This window comes from Rhizobacter sp. Root1238, assembly GCF_001425825.1.
GTDB lineage: Bacteria > Pseudomonadota > Gammaproteobacteria > Burkholderiales > Burkholderiaceae_C > Rhizobacter.
The window spans coordinates 24,827-38,927 of sequence record NZ_LMDM01000002.1; the positions used below are offsets into that span (position 1 = coordinate 24,827).

Sequence of the window (14,101 nt, forward strand, 5' to 3'; positions counted from 1 at the left end):
CTGGAGTTGACGATGACGCATCCGATGACCCGATGGCTCCCCGCGCTGCTGCTGGCGACCGTGCCCTGGCTGGCGCCGGCGCAGACGCTGCGCATCGGCCTGGCCGAAGACCCCGACGTGCTCGACCCGTCGCTCTCGCGCAGCTTCGTCGGCCGCGTGGTGTTCAGCGCGCTGTGCGACAAGCTGTTCGATGTCGACGAGAAGCTCGCGATCCAGCCGCAGCTGGCCACCGGCTACGACTGGTCGGCCGACAGCAAGACGCTGACGCTGAAACTGCGCGCGGGCGTCACCTTCCACGACGGCGAGAAGTTCGACGCCGCGGCCGTCAAGTTCAACATCGAGCGCCACAAGACGCTGCCCGGCTCGAACCGCCGCGGCGAGCTCGCGCCGGTGGCCACCGTCGACGTGGTGGACCCGCTGACGGTGAAGCTGAACCTGTCGACACCGTTCTCGCCGCTGCTCGCGCAGCTGGCCGACCGGGCCGGCATGATGGTGTCGCCGAAGGCCGCGCAGGCGGCGGGCGACAAGTTCGGCACGAAGCCGGTGTGCGCCGGGCCGTTCAGGTTCGTCGAGCGCGTCGCGCAGGACCGCATGGTGTTCGAGCGCTACCCGGCCTACTGGAACAAGGACGCGATCCACTTCGACAAGATCGTCTACACGCCGATCCCCGATGCGACGGTGCGGCTGGCCAACCTCAAATCGGGCCAGCTCGATTTCATCGAGCGCGTGGCCTCCAGCGACATGGAGAAGCTGCAGGCCGACAAGAAGCTGAAGACCTCCCGCATCACCGAGATCGGCTACCAGGGCATCACGATCAACCTGGCCAAGAGCGAGAAGGCGAAGCAGAACCCGCTGGGCCGCGACGCCCGCGTGCGCGAGGCGTTCGAGTTGTCGCTCGACCGCCAGGGCATCGCGCAGGTGGTGATGGACAACGAGGCGACGGTCGGCAACCAGTGGGTCGCGCCGGGCAATGCCTGGTACGCGAAGAACATGCCGGTGCCGAAGCGCGACATCGCGCGGGCGAAGGCCTTGCTGAAGGAGGCCGGCATCCCGAACCCGAGCTTCACGCTGGTGACGCCGACCACGTCGGACGCGCAGCGCCTGGCGCTGGTGGTGCAGGCGATGACGCGCGAGGCCGGCTTCGACGTGAAGATCCAGGCCGCCGAATTCGCGACCTCGCTGAACCTGGCCGACAAGGGCGACTTCGAGGCGCTGGTGCTGGCGTGGAGCGGCCGCGCCGATCCGGACGGCAACCTGTTCAGCTTCCACGGTTGCAAGCAGCCGCTGAACTACGCCGGGTATTGCGATGCCGAGACCGATGCACTGCTGAACCAGTCGCGCGCGCTGCGCGACCCGGCCGAGCGCAAGAAGGTGTTCGAGCGGGTTGCCGCGCGCGTGCTGAAGGAGCGGCCGATCGTCTACCTGTACCACCGCAACTGGCTGTGGGCCTACAACGCGAAGCTCGGCGGCGTGCGCAACGTGCCGGACGGGCTGTTGCGCGTCGGCGGCCTGAAACTCGCACCGTGATCCGCTGATGTTCGAGTACCTCGTCAAGCGCGTCGCGACGCTGCTGCCGACGCTGCTGTTCGTCTCGATGCTGATCTTCGGGTTGCAGCAGCTGCTGCCCGGCGACCCGGCCAAGATCCTGGCCGGCGAAGACCAGGACCCGCAGGTGGTGGCCTACCTGCGCGCCAAGCTGCACCTGGACGAGCCGCTGCCGCTGCGCTATGCCCGCTGGGTGGGCGGCGTGCTGCAGGGCGACCTTGGCGAATCGGTGCGCAACCAGCAGCCGGTGACCGAGCTGATCCTGCAGAAGCTGCCGGTGACGGTGGAGCTGGCGCTGCTGGCGATGGCGATCGCGCTGCTGATCGGCATCCCGTCGGGCATCGTCTCGGCGGTGGGGCGCGGCACGGCCTGGGACTGGGCCGCCAACGCGTTCGCGCTGTGGGGCATCTCGACGCCCAACTTCTGGCTCGGCATCCTGATGATCCTGCTGTTCTCGGTGCAGCTCGGCTGGCTGCCGGCGTCGGGCTACGTGAGCCCGTTCGAGGACCTGGGCGCCAACCTGGCCGCGATGATCATGCCGGCCTTCGTGCTCGGCAACGCGATCGCCGCGGTGCTGATGCGCCACACGCGCAGCGCGATGCTGCAGGTGATGTCGGCCGACTACGTGCGCACCGCGCGCGCCAAGGGCCTGGGCGAGCGCACCGTGGTGCTGAAGCACGCGCTGCGCAACGCGCTGACGCCGATCATCACGCTCGGCGCGCTGGAGCTCGGCACGCTGCTGTCGGGCGCGGTGCTGACCGAGCAGGTCTTCACGATCCCGGGCTTCGGCAAGCTGGTGGTCGATGCGGTGTTCAACCGCGACTACGCGGTGGTGCAGGGCGTGGTGCTCGTCACCGCCAGTGCCTACATGCTGCTCAACCTGCTGGCCGACCTGGCCTACTTTGCGGTGAACCCGCGACTGAGGCGCTGACGATGGCTGCCGTGCTTCCTGTCCCCACCCCCACCGCGCCGCGCTCCGAAGCCGGACCGTGGCGCCGCGCCTGGCGCCGGCTGAAGCGCCGCCGCGGCGCGCTGCTCGGCCTCGCGGTGGTGCTGCTGTTCATCGCGATGGCGGTGTTCGCGCCGTGGTTCGGGCTGCAGGACCCGGTGGCCACCAGCTGGAGCGCGATCCGCAAGGCGCCGAACGCCGAGCACTGGTTCGGCACCGACGAGATCGGCCGCGACGTGCTGTCGCGCGTGGTGTGGGGCACGCGCGCATCGCTGCTCGCCGGGCTGGTGTCGGTGAGCATCTCGCTGCTGCTGGGTGTGCCGATCGGGCTGGCCGCGGGCTTCCTCGGCGGTTTTGCCGATGCGCTGATCTCGCGCATCACCGATGCCTTCCTGGCCTGCCCGTTCCTGATCCTCGCGATCGCGCTGGCGGCGTTCCTCGGGCCGAGCCTGTCGAACGCGATGATCGCGATCGGGGTGTCGGCGACGCCGATCTTCGTGCGGCTCGCACGGGCGCAGGTGCTGAACGTGAAGGTCGAGGACTACATCGAGGCGGCGCGCGCGGTCGGCAACCCGCCGCTGCGCATCGCGCTGCGGCACGTGCTGCCGAACATCACGCCGCCGGTGATCGTGCAGGCGACGCTGGCGATCGCGTCGGCGGTGATCGCCGAGGCGAGCCTGTCCTTCCTCGGGCTCGGCCAGCAGCCGCCGGCGCCGAGTTGGGGCAGCATGCTGAACACCGCGAAGAACTATGTCGACTCGGCACCGTGGATGGCGATCTGGCCGGGCGTGTCGATCTTCCTGCTGGTGCTGTCCTTCAACCTGCTCGGCGACGGCCTGCGCGATGCGCTGGACCCGCGCCAGCGCTGACCCCAGAGACACGCGATGAACTTCGACTGGAACAATCCGTACCCGACCACCCGCAGCCCGCTGATGGCCCGCAACGTCGTCGCGACCTCGCAGGCGCTCGCGTCGCAGGCCGGGCTGCGCATGCTGCTGAAGGGCGGCAACGCGGTCGATGCAGCGATTGCCGCGGCGGCGGCGCTGACCATCGTCGAGCCGGTGTCGAACGGGCTCGGCAGCGACAACTTCGCGATCCTGTGGGACGGCAAGGCGCTGCACGGCTTGAACTCGTCCGGCGTTGCGCCGGCGGCATGGAACCCCGCGTACTTCCGCCGCAGGCACGGCGACAAGATGCCGCTGCGCGGCTGGGACACGGTGACCACGCCCGGCGCGGTGGCGGGCTGGGTGGCGCTGTCGGAGCGCTTCGGCCGGCTGCCGTTCGCCGACCTGCTGGAGCCGGCCATCGAGCTGGCCGAGCGCGGCCATGGCGTGGGCCGCATCGTCTCCGACAAATGGGGCCGCCAGGTGCCGGGCCTGAAAGACCAACCCGGCTATGCCGAGGCCTTCATGCCGCGCGGGCGGGCCCCCGAGCCCGGCGAGCGCTTCGTGTTCGCGGCGGCCGGTGCCACGCTGCGGCAGATTGCGCTGACGAAGGGCGAGGCGTTCTACCGCGGCGAGATCGCCGAGAAGCTGGTTGCGCATGCGAAGGCGAACGGCGGCAGCATGGCGCTGGCGGACCTCGCGAACTTCCGGCCGGAGTGGGTCGCGCCGATCGCCAGGGACTTTGCCGGCCACACGGTGCACGAGATCCCGCCGAACGGGCAGGGCATCGCCGCGCTGATGGCGCTGGGCATGCTGGAGCGGCTGGACCTCGGGCGCCTGCCGGTCGACAGCGTCGAATCGCAGCACCTGCAGATCGAGGCGATGAAGCTGGCGTTCGCCGACACCTACCGCTGGGTCGCCGACGAGCGCTCGATGACCGAGGTGACGGCGGCCGACCTGCTGAGCGACGGCTACCTGCGCGAGCGCGCGAAGCTGATCGACCCGAAGCGCGCGTCCGAGCCGGCGCACGGCACGCCGCCCGCGGGCGGCACCATCTACCTGAGCGCGGCCGACGAGCGCGGGATGATGGTCAGCTTCATCCAGTCCAACTACATGGGCTTCGGCAGCGGCGTGGTGGTGCCGGGCACCGGCGTGAGCCTGCAGAACCGCGGCCACGGCTTCACGCTCGACGAGTCGCATCCGAACGTGGTGGCGCCGGGCAAGCGGCCGTTCCACACCATCATTCCCGGCTTCCTGACGCGCGATGGAAAGCCGCAGATGAGCTTCGGCGTGATGGGCGGCAACATGCAGCCGCAAGGCCACCTGCAGACGCTGGTGCGCATGCTGGTGCACCGCCAGCAGCCACAGGCCGCCTGCGATGCGCCGCGCTGGAAGGTCGGCGACGGGCTGGCGGTGGATTTCGAATCGACGATGGCACCGGCGCTGGTCGACGGGCTGAAGGCGCTCGGCCACCGCTTCGAGGCGACGCCGGATGCGTACATGGACTACGGCAGCGGGCAGTTCATCTGGAAGCTGGGCGACGACCTGGAGGACGGCTACGTCGCGGCGAGCGATTCGCGGCGGGACGGGCAGGCGGTGGGATATTGAGCGAAGGAACCCGGCGGTTGCCAAGAAACCCCGTTCGCCCTGAGCTTGTCGAAGGGTCGGACTGAGCTTGCCGAAGGCCCTGCGCGCTTCGGATCCAACCCTTCGACGGACGGGCCCTCGACAAGCTCGGTCCCTGCTCAGGGCGAACGGGCTTTCACGCGTTCACCCCTTCAACCACGCGATCAACTCTTCATCGATCAGCTGCGAATTCAGCTCCTCATCCGACTGCCCGACGAACTGCCGCAGGTTGTGGATCGCCTTGAAGCCGGTGTTGCCGAACTGGTCGCCGATGCGCTCGAGGAACGGGAAGGTCGAGCCCTGGTTCGAGATGCCGAGGAACAGGAAATAGACCTGGTCCTGACGCTGCTCCGATTCGCGCAGCACGCGCAGCGTGCGCTCCTTGTCGGCGTTGTCGCCGTCGGTCGCGACGATCACCAGCGAGCGCTTCTTCGCGACCGGGATCACCTCGTCCTTCTGCCCCATCAGCCGGCCGAAGAAGCCGGCCTTCTTCTCGATCGGGCCGGCCCAGCCGAAGTGCTTCAGCATGCGCTCCAGCAGGTGCGAGTAGTCGGTGCCGCCGTTCCAGCCGGGCACCTTCGCGATGATGTTGTTGGCGACATAGCCGTCATGGTTGCCCGCATCGACAGCGCCCACCTCGTGCACGCCGGCCGCGCCGGACGAGAAGGTGAAGACCTCGACCTTCTTGTCCGGATCGAAGGCCAGGCCCCACGGCACCAGCCGCGTCAGCAGCCGGTCGGTGATGCCGGCGCGGTGCTCGTCCTCGAACGAGCCGGAGACGTCCAGGCCGAAGCCGACCTCCAGCGCCGGGGGCTTGGCGATGCCGGCCTTCTCCAGGCTCAGCACCAGGGTGCGGGCAGACTTTTCGAGGTTCAGGGTCAGGGCCATCAGAGCGCTCGCTTCAGGGTTTGCAGGATGTCGGTGAGTTTCTCGGCCGCCAGGAAACGCTGCGTCTCGCTCGGGCGCGAGGCCAGGCGGGCCAGTTGGGCGTGGACCGCGGGCAGCTTCAGCAGCACGCCGTCCTGCACCCAGGTCATCAGTTCCTGCAGGTGGCCGGCGTCCTGCTCCAGGTGCAGGCGGTGCTCGTGCAGCAGCGCCTGCGATCCCGTCAGCGAGGTGAGCCGCGCGAGCAGCAGGCTGCCCGCTTCCGGGCCGACCTGGTCCAGCAAGTATTCGGCTGCCAGCGCGCTGGCTTCAAGCCGCTGGGCGCAGGCCTGCACCGGCTGCTTCAGCGGGCCGAGCGCCTGCAACTGGTCGGACAGTGCGGCATGCGAGGCGCCGAGCAGCGATTCGAGCTGCACCACCTCGGCCTCGTGTCCGGCCCACACCGCGGCGGCCGGCCGGCGGAAGAAGCCGCCATCGAGCGCTTCGAGCACGTCCGTCAACAGCGCCTGCAGCCGGCGCAGGTGTTGCGGCACGCTGCGCGTCGTGGCCTCTTGCGCCACCTGCAGGCGTTGGCGGATCAGCGCCGCAAGCTCTTCCTGCTCGGGCATGCCGAAGCGCAGCCAGCCGGCGGCGTCGAGGCTCTCCGCGTGCACGCCGGCCAGCACGCCTTGGGTGCGCTGCAGCGCCGCGGCGTCGGCCTGCGGGAAGCGGCGTGCCAGGTCGGGCAGCGTCACCTCGACCGGCTTGCGTCGCACGCCGGGCAGTGCGGATGCGGTGAACGACGGGGCCGGCGCGACGGCGAGGGGCGGCGTCGATGGCATCGCGGTCGCCGGCAGCGTGGATCCCGGCAGCACCGTCGGCTTGACGCCTGCCGCGGGCCCGGGCTCCGGCGCAGTCTCCGGCGTGGGCGGGCGCGCGCCGCCGATCACGGTGACCTTGATGCTCATGCGCTGTGCCGGCCGCGGACCCTCGCTGGGACCATCAGGAGAAGTGGCCCAGCACCTGGTTGAAGTCGCTGTTGAAGCCGACCCCGACGCCGACGAAGGACGAGCCCGAGGCCTCGACCATGATCGAGCCCATCTGCACGCCGACGAACTCGCCGAACTGGTCCGACAGGCTGACGTTCAGCAGCTCCTTGCCGAGCGCGTTCTCGACGATCACGCGCGCGTTCTTCACGCTGCGGAACGAGCGGCCGGAGCCCTGCGGATGGATCATCGCGACCAGCGGGATCTCGATGACACCGGCCGCCGGCGGGGCGAGGCGGTCAGGCTGGATCGACACCCATTCGTCGTCGCCGGTGGCCAGGCCGTCGGTCGCGTCGGGGCTGTGCACCAGCGCGCCGCCGTGCACCGAGAAGGTCTTGTCGGCATGCAGCGGCAGCGTGCCGGTGGCCTGGCCGCGGATCGTGCGCTGCACGTTGTAGGTCGACAGGATGTCGCCGAAGTCGGACACCTTGGCGCCGCCGCCGGTGTTCACCGCGACCAGCGCGTGCAGGTCGATGTCGGTGTCGCCGTCCCAGGCCAGCCGCACCCGGAAACGCTCGCCCTTGTCGAGCGACAGCGACAGCTTCGGGGCGGCATCGCCGGGCTTGGTCAGGTTCAGCTTGAGCGAAGGCGTGGACATGGGCGGATGTCTTTCAGCGAATGGAGGTGTACGACTGGGCGGCGACGGTGGCGGCGGGGTTCAGGCCCTTGCCGAGCGTCAGCATGTCTTCGCGGGCCTGCGCCATCAGCGCACGGGCCTCGTCGAACTTGCGCTGGTTGGTGTCGCGCGCGGCGTCGACCAGGGCGACCAGGCTCTGCGTGTCGGCCACCACCGATTGAAGCTGCTGCGCCTGCGCCAGGCGGTTGTCGCCGGGCGCGGTGGCGGCGGTCTCGACGACGTCCTTCATCAGCATGCCGCGCACCTTGTTCAGGTTGCTGTCGAGGTCGGCGCCCTGCTGGGCCAGGCGCTGCAGGTCCTGCACCATGCGCGCGCCGTGGATGGTCAGCAGCGTCATCTTGATGCTCGCGAAGCGCGAGGCCATCGTCGTCGCCAGCTCCTGCAGCGTCGCGACACCGGCGTTCTGCAGCTGGCGGATCACCAGCTGGTCGGCCGGCAGCTTGGTCAGCGTGGCCTCGACGGCCAGCGCGCGCGATTCGAGCGACTGCAGCTTGTCGCGCACGTCGTGGCGGCGCTGCGGGTCGGCGGCGAGCTCCGGTTCCATCGCGGCGACCTCGGTGCGCGCCTTCGCCAGCACGCTGTTCAGGAAGGCCGCGTCTTCGGCGAAGGCGACGAAGCTCTTGCGGTACTCGGCCTTCACGGTGTCGAGGTGGCGCAGCTCCTCGTTGAGGCGCGTCATCTCGGCGCGCAGCTTGGTTTCCATGCCGCCAATCAGTTCGGACAGCGCCTTCGAGCGGCCCGATGCGACGCGCGCCGCCTCTTCATAGGCGCGGTGGGCGGCCTGGCGCAGCGACTTCGGGTTGAAGAGGCCGAGGATGCGCGCCAGCAGCGACGGGCGCGCGTTCAGGATGCGGTTCGCCAGCTCGGGCAGGTTCTCGTCCTGCACCTGCTGGTTCAGCGAGGCGACCAGCGTGAACAGCTGTGGCGAGGTGCTCTTGTCGATGCGCGACAGGAAGCCGTCGAGCGTGCGGTTCAGTGCCAGTTCGGGCTCGAGGCCGAGCGAGGCGATGTCGTGCTGCGAGATCTCGCCGAACCGGAAGGCGTCGACCCGGGCCAGCAGGCTGTCCTGCTGCTGCGGCGACAAGGCCAGCGGGAAGTTCTGCGGCAGGCTCAGCGTCAAGGACGACTGCGTTGTCGACGGCGAGGAGGGCGCCGTGGCCACGATGGCGTTGGGGTCGGTCATGGGCGCCATTCTCATACAAGCGCTGCCGGTGTAGGAGCCCACCTACGGGGGAACCCCCTCTTCTCCGATGTCCCTCGCGCACAGGAGTCGCAGGATGGGGACCCTGTTGTTGAAAGGAGTCCCAGATGCCGACACCGCAAAAGACACTCATCGACCTGGAAAAGAAGTTCTGGCAGTCGATGGTCAACCAGGACACCGATACCGCGCTGCAGATGCTGAGCGAACCGTCGCTGATGGTCAGCTCGCACGGCGCGATGAAGTTCGACCATGCGAGCTACCGCAAGATGGCGGAGCAGGGGAACATGATCGTGACCTCGTTCGAACTGAGCGACGTGGAGGTGGTGTTCCCGAACGACGCGACCGCGATCGTGACCTACCACGTCAAGCAGAGCGTCGCGCCGCGTGGCGAGAGCAAGGCCACGCAGCAGGAGATGAACGACAGCTCGACGTGGGTGAAGAACGGCAAGGGCTGGCAGTGCGTGATGCACACCGAGACGCCGGCCGAGGCCGCACCGACGAAGCATTGAAGGCCGCGGTCAGCGGGCGGTGGAGGGCGCCCGTAAACTGCGGCGCATGAACCTGAACATCGTCGTCTATTCGAAATCGGCCTGCCCGCAATGCGACTCGGCCAAGATGCTGCTGACGTCCCGCTCCCTCCCTTACGAGGAGATCCGCATCGACGACGAGGCCGAGCGCCTGGCGTTCTTCGAGAAATGCGGCCCGTCGGTGCGCCAGATGCCACAGGTCTTCATCAACGACCAGCGGGTGGGCGGCCTGGCGGGACTGCAGGCGGCGCTGGCGCAGCTCGGGCGCTGAGCGTCACCGACCTTCCACCGTTGAAATGAAAACCGCCGCCTCGAAGGGCGGCGGTCTGGCTTGCGATGCCGGGCCTCGAAGGCCCGGTGCAGGCGTTACAGCGATCCGAGGAAGGCCAGGATGGCGTCCCGGTCGGCCTTGCTCAGCAACGCGAAGCGATCGCGGCTGGCCGCGCCTTCGCCACCGTGCCACATGATGGCTTCGGTCAGGTTGCGGGCGCGGCTGTCGTGCAGGTAGCCGACCTTGATGGTCTTGCCGGCCACCAGCTCGGTGTAGCCGATGCCCCACAGCGGCGAGGTGCGCCACATGTTGCCGGTGGCCAGGCCTTCGGTCAGGCCGTCGCCCAGGTCGGCGCCCATGTCATGCAACAGCATGTCGGTGTAGGGCTTGATCTTCTGCTCGCGCACTTCCTGGAACTCGCTGGTGGAGCCGGTCGTCATGTCGGTGACGTGGCAGCTCTGGCACTTGATGGTGTTGAACACCGTGGCGCCGGCAGCGATCTTGCTGACGTCCGGGTTCAGCGCAGCCAGCGGCGTCACACCCTTCGGGTAGCCGCTCGCCACGCTGCGTTGCGCCGGCACGGCCAGCAGGGCCACGTAGCGTTCCAGCAGCTTCAGCGCGTCTTCTGTCAGGCCGGTGTCGGTACGGTTCGCGATGCTGCACTTCGCCGGGCCGAACAGGCAGTCGCGGTTCGGGTAGACCGGCGAGGTGACCGACATGTCGAGCAGCGCGGCCGCCGAGGCTTGGTGGCGCAGGCTGACCTTCGAGGCCTTCCAGCCGTAGCGGCCCAGTCGAACCTTGCCGGTTTCCGGGTCGTACGCGAAGTTGGCGACGCCCTTGACGCCGTCGGCATCCGGGGTGGCCTTGGCACGCGCAATGATGTCGGCATCCGGGATCGCCTCGAGCAGGCCCATGCCGATCACCGGCTGGGCGCTGCGCACCGAGTACACCGCCGGCGTCGGGCCGTCGAAGGCCACCACCGGCTTGCTCAGTTCCACCGAGGTGCCGTCGGCCAGCTTCACCGTCTTCAGCTCGAAGCCGGACACGTGCACGGCCGTGCCCCAGTCGCGACGTACGCCGTCGGTCGATGCCTTGGCGTTCATCTGCGCGCCCAGGCCGTACATCGGGTGCGGCAGCTGCTGGCCGTTCGCATCGACGGCGGCCGTGCGCACCGCCATCGTGTCGATCTTCTGGTTGACGACGGTCGGGGCCAGGCTGCGGCCGTTGTTGACGTGGCAGCCGAAGCAGGTCGACTGGTTGAACATCGGCCCTTGCAGGCCCACCGCGGCCGCGTTGCGGTCGTTGCCGTTCTCGGTGTGGTCACCGGTCTGCATGCTGGTGTGGAACCAGCGGCGGCCTTCCACGAAGCGCTGCATGTTCTGCATGCCGATGTTGTTGTGCGGCTGCTGGAAGACGAAGTTCGAGTTGTCGGCGTAGTCGTACGAGACCGACCCGAGGCCGCCCTGCAAGGTCGCGGACGGCAGCGGCGTGTTGTTCAGGCGCGGCTGCGCACCGTAGTACGGACGCAGGCCGGCACCGACCACGTAGCTCAGCTCGTTGGTGTAGTAGCGATGGCCATCGCTGGTGCCGAGCGCCTTCATGATCTCGGTCGTCGAGAAGAACGACGGCGAGAACTCCACCACGTCACCCACCTTCAGCGAGCGCGCCGGGACGGTCTTGGTGGTCACCGGGGTGGCGGTCGTCGTCCTGTCGGTGGCGGGGTCGAAGGTCACCGCGTAGTCGTAGAACTGCGTGGCGCCGGGCACGTCGGCGCTGCGGGCCAGCACGCCGTTGGCGTTGGTCGACAGCGCGGAATGGCCGGGGAAGGTGTCGAACACCACGCTGCAGCCGTCGTTCGCGCCGATCACGCCGTTGTAGCCGCTGGTCGGGCTGGCGAGCGCGTTCTGCGGCGGCTTCGGCACCACCGGGCACGAGGCCTTGTTGACGAAGCCGTCGGTGTATTTCGTGTCGTCCAGCAGGTCGCCCGGGCTCATCCAGCCGAAGCCGGTGGTGTTGGGGTTGTCGAATCCGCGGACGAAGGAGTGGCCGCCGCCGAACTGCGGCTGCTGGTAGTACTGGTTGACGATGATCTTCGGCTTGGTGACGCCGCTCACCTTGCTGTTGTCGATGAACTCGACACCCCAGGTGCGGAAGGCGAAGTAGTTGGCCACGAAGTTCAGGTGCGCACCGGGACCCTTGTCCACCGGGTTGCCGGCGGCATCGACGGTCTCGTTCGCGCCGTAGCCGGCTTCGTTCCAGTCCTCGCCGCGCTCGCGTGCGTGACGCGAGCGGCCGACGAAGCCGACGCGGGTCACCAGCGTGCCGTCGGGCAGCGTGAACTGGACGGTATCGATCGGCGGCTGCTGCGCCGCCGGCGGGATCAGGTTGCTGCCGTCGGCCGGGTGCGGGATCACCGAGGCCGTGACCGCCGAGCCCAGCGTGTTGTCGCTGCCCGGCGACTTGAAGCTCGCCTCGATGATCGAGTAGCCGTAGCCGGTGGCGCGCTTGACGCCGCTGATGCGCACGTAGCGGACGTTGGCGTTCAGGTTGTAGAACTCTTCGGTGCCGCCCTTGCCGTCGGCGACGTAGCGCAGCTGGTACCAGGTCGAGCCGTCATCGGAGACGAGGATCGCGTACTCCTTCGCGTACGCGGCTTCCCACACCAGCTTCAGGTAGCCGAGCTGGGTCTTGATGCCGAAGTCGAACTGGATCCAGTTGTCGTCGCTGCGCGAGCTTTCCCAGCGGCTGTCCTGCGTGGCCTTGCCGTCGATCGCCTTGTCGGCGGTGTTGTCGCCGTTGGCGCTCGAAGCGGTGGCCTTGGTCGGTGCGACGGCGGTGCCGGGCTTGCTCATGTCGACGCCGGCAGGCAGTTGCTGCGCAGGCGTCGGCGCCGGCGCGGCGGGTGCGCTGCCGGACGGAATCGACGGGGGAGTCGGAGCCGGCGGGTTCTCCTGATTCGGCGGATTAGGATCGCTGGCCGGAGGCTGGGCGGGCGGCTCGGCCGGCGATTGCGGCGACGGCGCGCCGACCGGGCTCGCGCCCGAGGCTGAATCCGCATCCTTGCCGCCGCACCCGCTGAGGACGGCCGCTGCGAGGAAGAGGGAACTCAGTGCCACCAGCGCTGTGCGCGGCCGGTGCGGGTCCCCGGGAATCGTGTGCTTCATGCTGACAGGTCCTTTGATCGTCTGGGTCTGCTTGGAATCGGGCGCCGCGAGAATTTCAGCAATCCTCAGTGCATGGCGCGTACGAGAGGTAATGCGCAGGTTTGATGCCAGCCGCGGTGCTGCGGAACCGGTTCCTCTGCGCGGTCCTGCCGCACGCGAGGCGGCAAGCCCGTCCGCAAAAGAGGACCGTTCTCACGCCAGAAACAACTCGATACAAGCCTGACCCATCGGGACCCGCGGCAACAGTTTGCGGCGGCCATCGCGGCACCGCAGCGCTCGCGGTGACAAGGATCGGGCCGCTGCCGCTGCGACGGACCTCCTTGAAACGACGATGGGTTCCATTCGGCGTTCGACGGCATCGGTCAATCGTCCGATGCCGCGGGCGAGCGGCCCGCCGGACACTTCCGAGACCAACTTCCCGACGACCTCAAGCCATGATCACTCCGACCCTTGCCCCGGCGAACGCCCGCTGGTTGAGAACGCTCTATGTCACGCGTGCCGCCTTTTCCATCGCCTGGGTGGTGCTGGCCTTCACGGTGGCGCGGACGTCACCCGTCGTGGCGGGCGTGCTGCTGGTCGTGTACCCCGCGTGGGATGCGTTGGCGAACGCCGTCGATGCACGCCAGTCGGGCGGCATGTCGGCGAACACGACGCAGACGATCAACGTGGTGGTGAGTGCCATCACCACGGTCGCGATGGCGGTGGCGGTGGGGCGCGGCATGCCGGCCGTGTTCGTCGTGTTCGGCGCCTGGGCGGTGCTCTCCGGCGTGCTGCAGCTGGGGACCGCCGTGCGGCGCTGGAAGCACTTCGGCGCGCAGTGGGCGATGGCGCTCAGCGGGGCACAGTCGGCGCTCGCCGGCATCTTCTTCGTGAAGCAGGCGAGCGAACCCAACCCGATGCTGCAGAACCTCGCAGGGTATGCGGCGGTGGGGGCGCTCTACTTCCTGATCTCGGGGGCGGTGCTGCTGTACCGCGAACGCACGAGCCCCTGACCTCGGGGATTCAGCAAGCGGCCCAGCGTGCGCACCATGCACCGCCAGGCCAGCCAGTCGACGCCGCGGTGGCGGCCGTGCGCGACGAGCAACAGGTCGGGCTCGCTGCTGCACGGGAACACCGCCAGCACGCCGTTCGCGTGGTACATGACGGCCGCCGCCAGCGTGCCCAGCCCGGCAAAGTGCAGCTTCTGCCGGTCGTGCAGCCGCCAGTGGTCGACGGCCGCTTCCCAGGCACGCCCGGTGCCCGGCGTGCCGGCGCTGGCATGCCACACCAGCCCGGTGGCCGCGTCCACCAGGGCGCAGCCCAGGATGCCCGGTTGACCGGCCATGCGGCCCATCTCGGCGATCACGAGCGGCAGGTTCATGCGACGTTCACCCGTCGCTCGGCTTCG

The 14,101-nt window shown here is 68.9% G+C and carries 13 protein-coding genes; 7 read left to right on the forward strand and 6 right to left on the reverse strand.

Annotation, left to right across the window (positions count from 1 at the left end):
- Window positions 1–24: 24 nt before the first annotated feature.
- From ASC98_RS02640 to ASC98_RS02655, 4 genes are read left to right on the forward strand one after another with little or no spacing between them, the layout of a single operon-like run.
- Window positions 25–1,527, forward strand: coding sequence for an ABC transporter substrate-binding protein (locus ASC98_RS02640; protein ID WP_056805443.1), 1,503 nt, complete (start codon window positions 25–27; stop codon window positions 1,525–1,527).
- 7 nt (window positions 1,528–1,534) lie between these two features.
- Window positions 1,535–2,476 (forward strand): ABC transporter permease, encoded by a 942-nt coding sequence (locus ASC98_RS02645; RefSeq protein ID WP_056804957.1) that lies wholly within the window; start codon window positions 1,535–1,537, stop codon window positions 2,474–2,476.
- A 2-nt stretch (window positions 2,477–2,478) separates the two neighbouring features.
- Complete coding sequence (locus ASC98_RS02650) at window positions 2,479–3,363, forward strand: ABC transporter permease (RefSeq protein WP_056804961.1); 885 nt, start codon at window positions 2,479–2,481, stop codon at window positions 3,361–3,363.
- A 15-nt stretch (window positions 3,364–3,378) separates the two neighbouring features.
- A complete protein-coding gene (locus tag ASC98_RS02655; RefSeq protein WP_056804964.1) occupies window positions 3,379–4,986 on the forward strand; it encodes a gamma-glutamyltransferase family protein in 1,608 nt (535 codons plus the stop codon).
- 162 nt (window positions 4,987–5,148) lie between these two features.
- Here the strand turns inward: ASC98_RS02655 and ASC98_RS02660 are convergent, their stop codons facing one another.
- The 4 genes from ASC98_RS02660 to ASC98_RS02675 are packed head-to-tail and all read right to left on the reverse strand — an operon-like array spanning window position 5,149 to window position 8,734.
- On the reverse strand, window positions 5,149–5,892 hold the full coding sequence (locus ASC98_RS02660) for a VWA domain-containing protein (protein ID WP_056804967.1): 744 nt from the start codon (window positions 5,890–5,892) through the stop codon (window positions 5,149–5,151).
- The gene (locus ASC98_RS02665) at window positions 5,892–6,836 is read right to left on the reverse strand and encodes a hypothetical protein (RefSeq protein WP_056804969.1); all 945 of its coding nucleotides are present in this window, start codon (window positions 6,834–6,836) and stop codon (window positions 5,892–5,894) included. The genes ASC98_RS02660 and ASC98_RS02665 overlap by 1 nt, the downstream gene beginning before the upstream one ends.
- A 34-nt stretch (window positions 6,837–6,870) precedes the next feature.
- The gene (locus ASC98_RS02670; protein ID WP_056804971.1) at window positions 6,871–7,512 is read right to left on the reverse strand and encodes a TerD family protein; all 642 of its coding nucleotides are present in this window, start codon (window positions 7,510–7,512) and stop codon (window positions 6,871–6,873) included.
- A 13-nt stretch (window positions 7,513–7,525) separates the two neighbouring features.
- Entirely contained in the window at window positions 7,526–8,734 is a 1,209-nt protein-coding gene (locus ASC98_RS02675) for a hypothetical protein (RefSeq protein ID WP_056804974.1), read from the reverse strand.
- A 125-nt stretch (window positions 8,735–8,859) separates the two neighbouring features.
- On the opposite strand from ASC98_RS02675, the gene ASC98_RS02680 reads away from it, so the two are divergent.
- Together ASC98_RS02680 and ASC98_RS02685 are read left to right on the forward strand one after the other, a co-directional pair.
- Window positions 8,860–9,261: a nuclear transport factor 2 family protein gene (locus tag ASC98_RS02680; protein WP_056804977.1), complete on the forward strand. Its 402-nt coding sequence runs from the start codon at window positions 8,860–8,862 to the stop codon at window positions 9,259–9,261.
- A 46-nt stretch (window positions 9,262–9,307) separates the two neighbouring features.
- A complete protein-coding gene (locus ASC98_RS02685) occupies window positions 9,308–9,550 on the forward strand; it encodes a glutaredoxin domain-containing protein (RefSeq protein WP_056804980.1) in 243 nt (80 codons plus the stop codon).
- Window positions 9,551–9,645: 95 nt separating this feature from the next.
- Here ASC98_RS02685 and ASC98_RS02690 read toward each other — a convergent pair whose 3' ends face one another.
- Entirely contained in the window at window positions 9,646–12,714 is a 3,069-nt protein-coding gene (locus tag ASC98_RS02690; protein WP_082542206.1) for a di-heme oxidoredictase family protein, read from the reverse strand.
- A gap of 434 nt (window positions 12,715–13,148) precedes the next feature.
- Here ASC98_RS02690 and ASC98_RS02695 point away from each other — a divergent pair, with 434 nt between their 5' ends.
- Window positions 13,149–13,706, forward strand: coding sequence for a DUF308 domain-containing protein (locus ASC98_RS02695; protein WP_056804990.1), 558 nt, complete (start codon window positions 13,149–13,151; stop codon window positions 13,704–13,706).
- Here ASC98_RS02695 and ASC98_RS02700 read toward each other — a convergent pair.
- The gene (locus ASC98_RS02700; protein WP_056804992.1) at window positions 13,652–14,074 is read right to left on the reverse strand and encodes a hypothetical protein; all 423 of its coding nucleotides are present in this window, start codon (window positions 14,072–14,074) and stop codon (window positions 13,652–13,654) included. The genes ASC98_RS02695 and ASC98_RS02700 overlap by 55 nt on opposite strands.
- Between the last annotated feature and the right edge of the window lie 27 nt (window positions 14,075–14,101).

Bases quoted from the DNA above. Each gene is read 5' to 3' on its own strand.
- ASC98_RS02675 (WP_056804974.1), bottom strand. From the start codon at position 8,734: ATGACCGACCCCAACGCCATCGTGGCCACGGCGCCCTCCTCGCCGTCG.
- ASC98_RS02680 (WP_056804977.1), top strand. From the start codon at position 8,860: ATGCCGACACCGCAAAAGACACTCATCGACCTGGAAAAGAAGTTCTGG.
- ASC98_RS02655 (WP_056804964.1), top strand. From the start codon at position 3,379: ATGAACTTCGACTGGAACAATCCGTACCCGACCACCCGCAGCCCGCTG.
- ASC98_RS02670 (WP_056804971.1), bottom strand. From the start codon at position 7,512: ATGTCCACGCCTTCGCTCAAGCTGAACCTGACCAAGCCCGGCGATGCC.
- ASC98_RS02690 (WP_082542206.1), bottom strand. From the start codon at position 12,714: ATGAAGCACACGATTCCCGGGGACCCGCACCGGCCGCGCACAGCGCTG.
- ASC98_RS02660 (WP_056804967.1), bottom strand. From the start codon at position 5,892: ATGGCCCTGACCCTGAACCTCGAAAAGTCTGCCCGCACCCTGGTGCTG.
- ASC98_RS02695 (WP_056804990.1), top strand. From the start codon at position 13,149: ATGATCACTCCGACCCTTGCCCCGGCGAACGCCCGCTGGTTGAGAACG.
- ASC98_RS02640 (WP_056805443.1), top strand. From the start codon at position 25: ATGACCCGATGGCTCCCCGCGCTGCTGCTGGCGACCGTGCCCTGGCTG.
- ASC98_RS02685 (WP_056804980.1), top strand. From the start codon at position 9,308: ATGAACCTGAACATCGTCGTCTATTCGAAATCGGCCTGCCCGCAATGC.
- ASC98_RS02700 (WP_056804992.1), bottom strand. From the start codon at position 14,074: ATGAACCTGCCGCTCGTGATCGCCGAGATGGGCCGCATGGCCGGTCAA.
- ASC98_RS02665 (WP_056804969.1), bottom strand. From the start codon at position 6,836: ATGAGCATCAAGGTCACCGTGATCGGCGGCGCGCGCCCGCCCACGCCG.
- ASC98_RS02645 (WP_056804957.1), top strand. From the start codon at position 1,535: ATGTTCGAGTACCTCGTCAAGCGCGTCGCGACGCTGCTGCCGACGCTG.
- ASC98_RS02650 (WP_056804961.1), top strand. From the start codon at position 2,479: ATGGCTGCCGTGCTTCCTGTCCCCACCCCCACCGCGCCGCGCTCCGAA.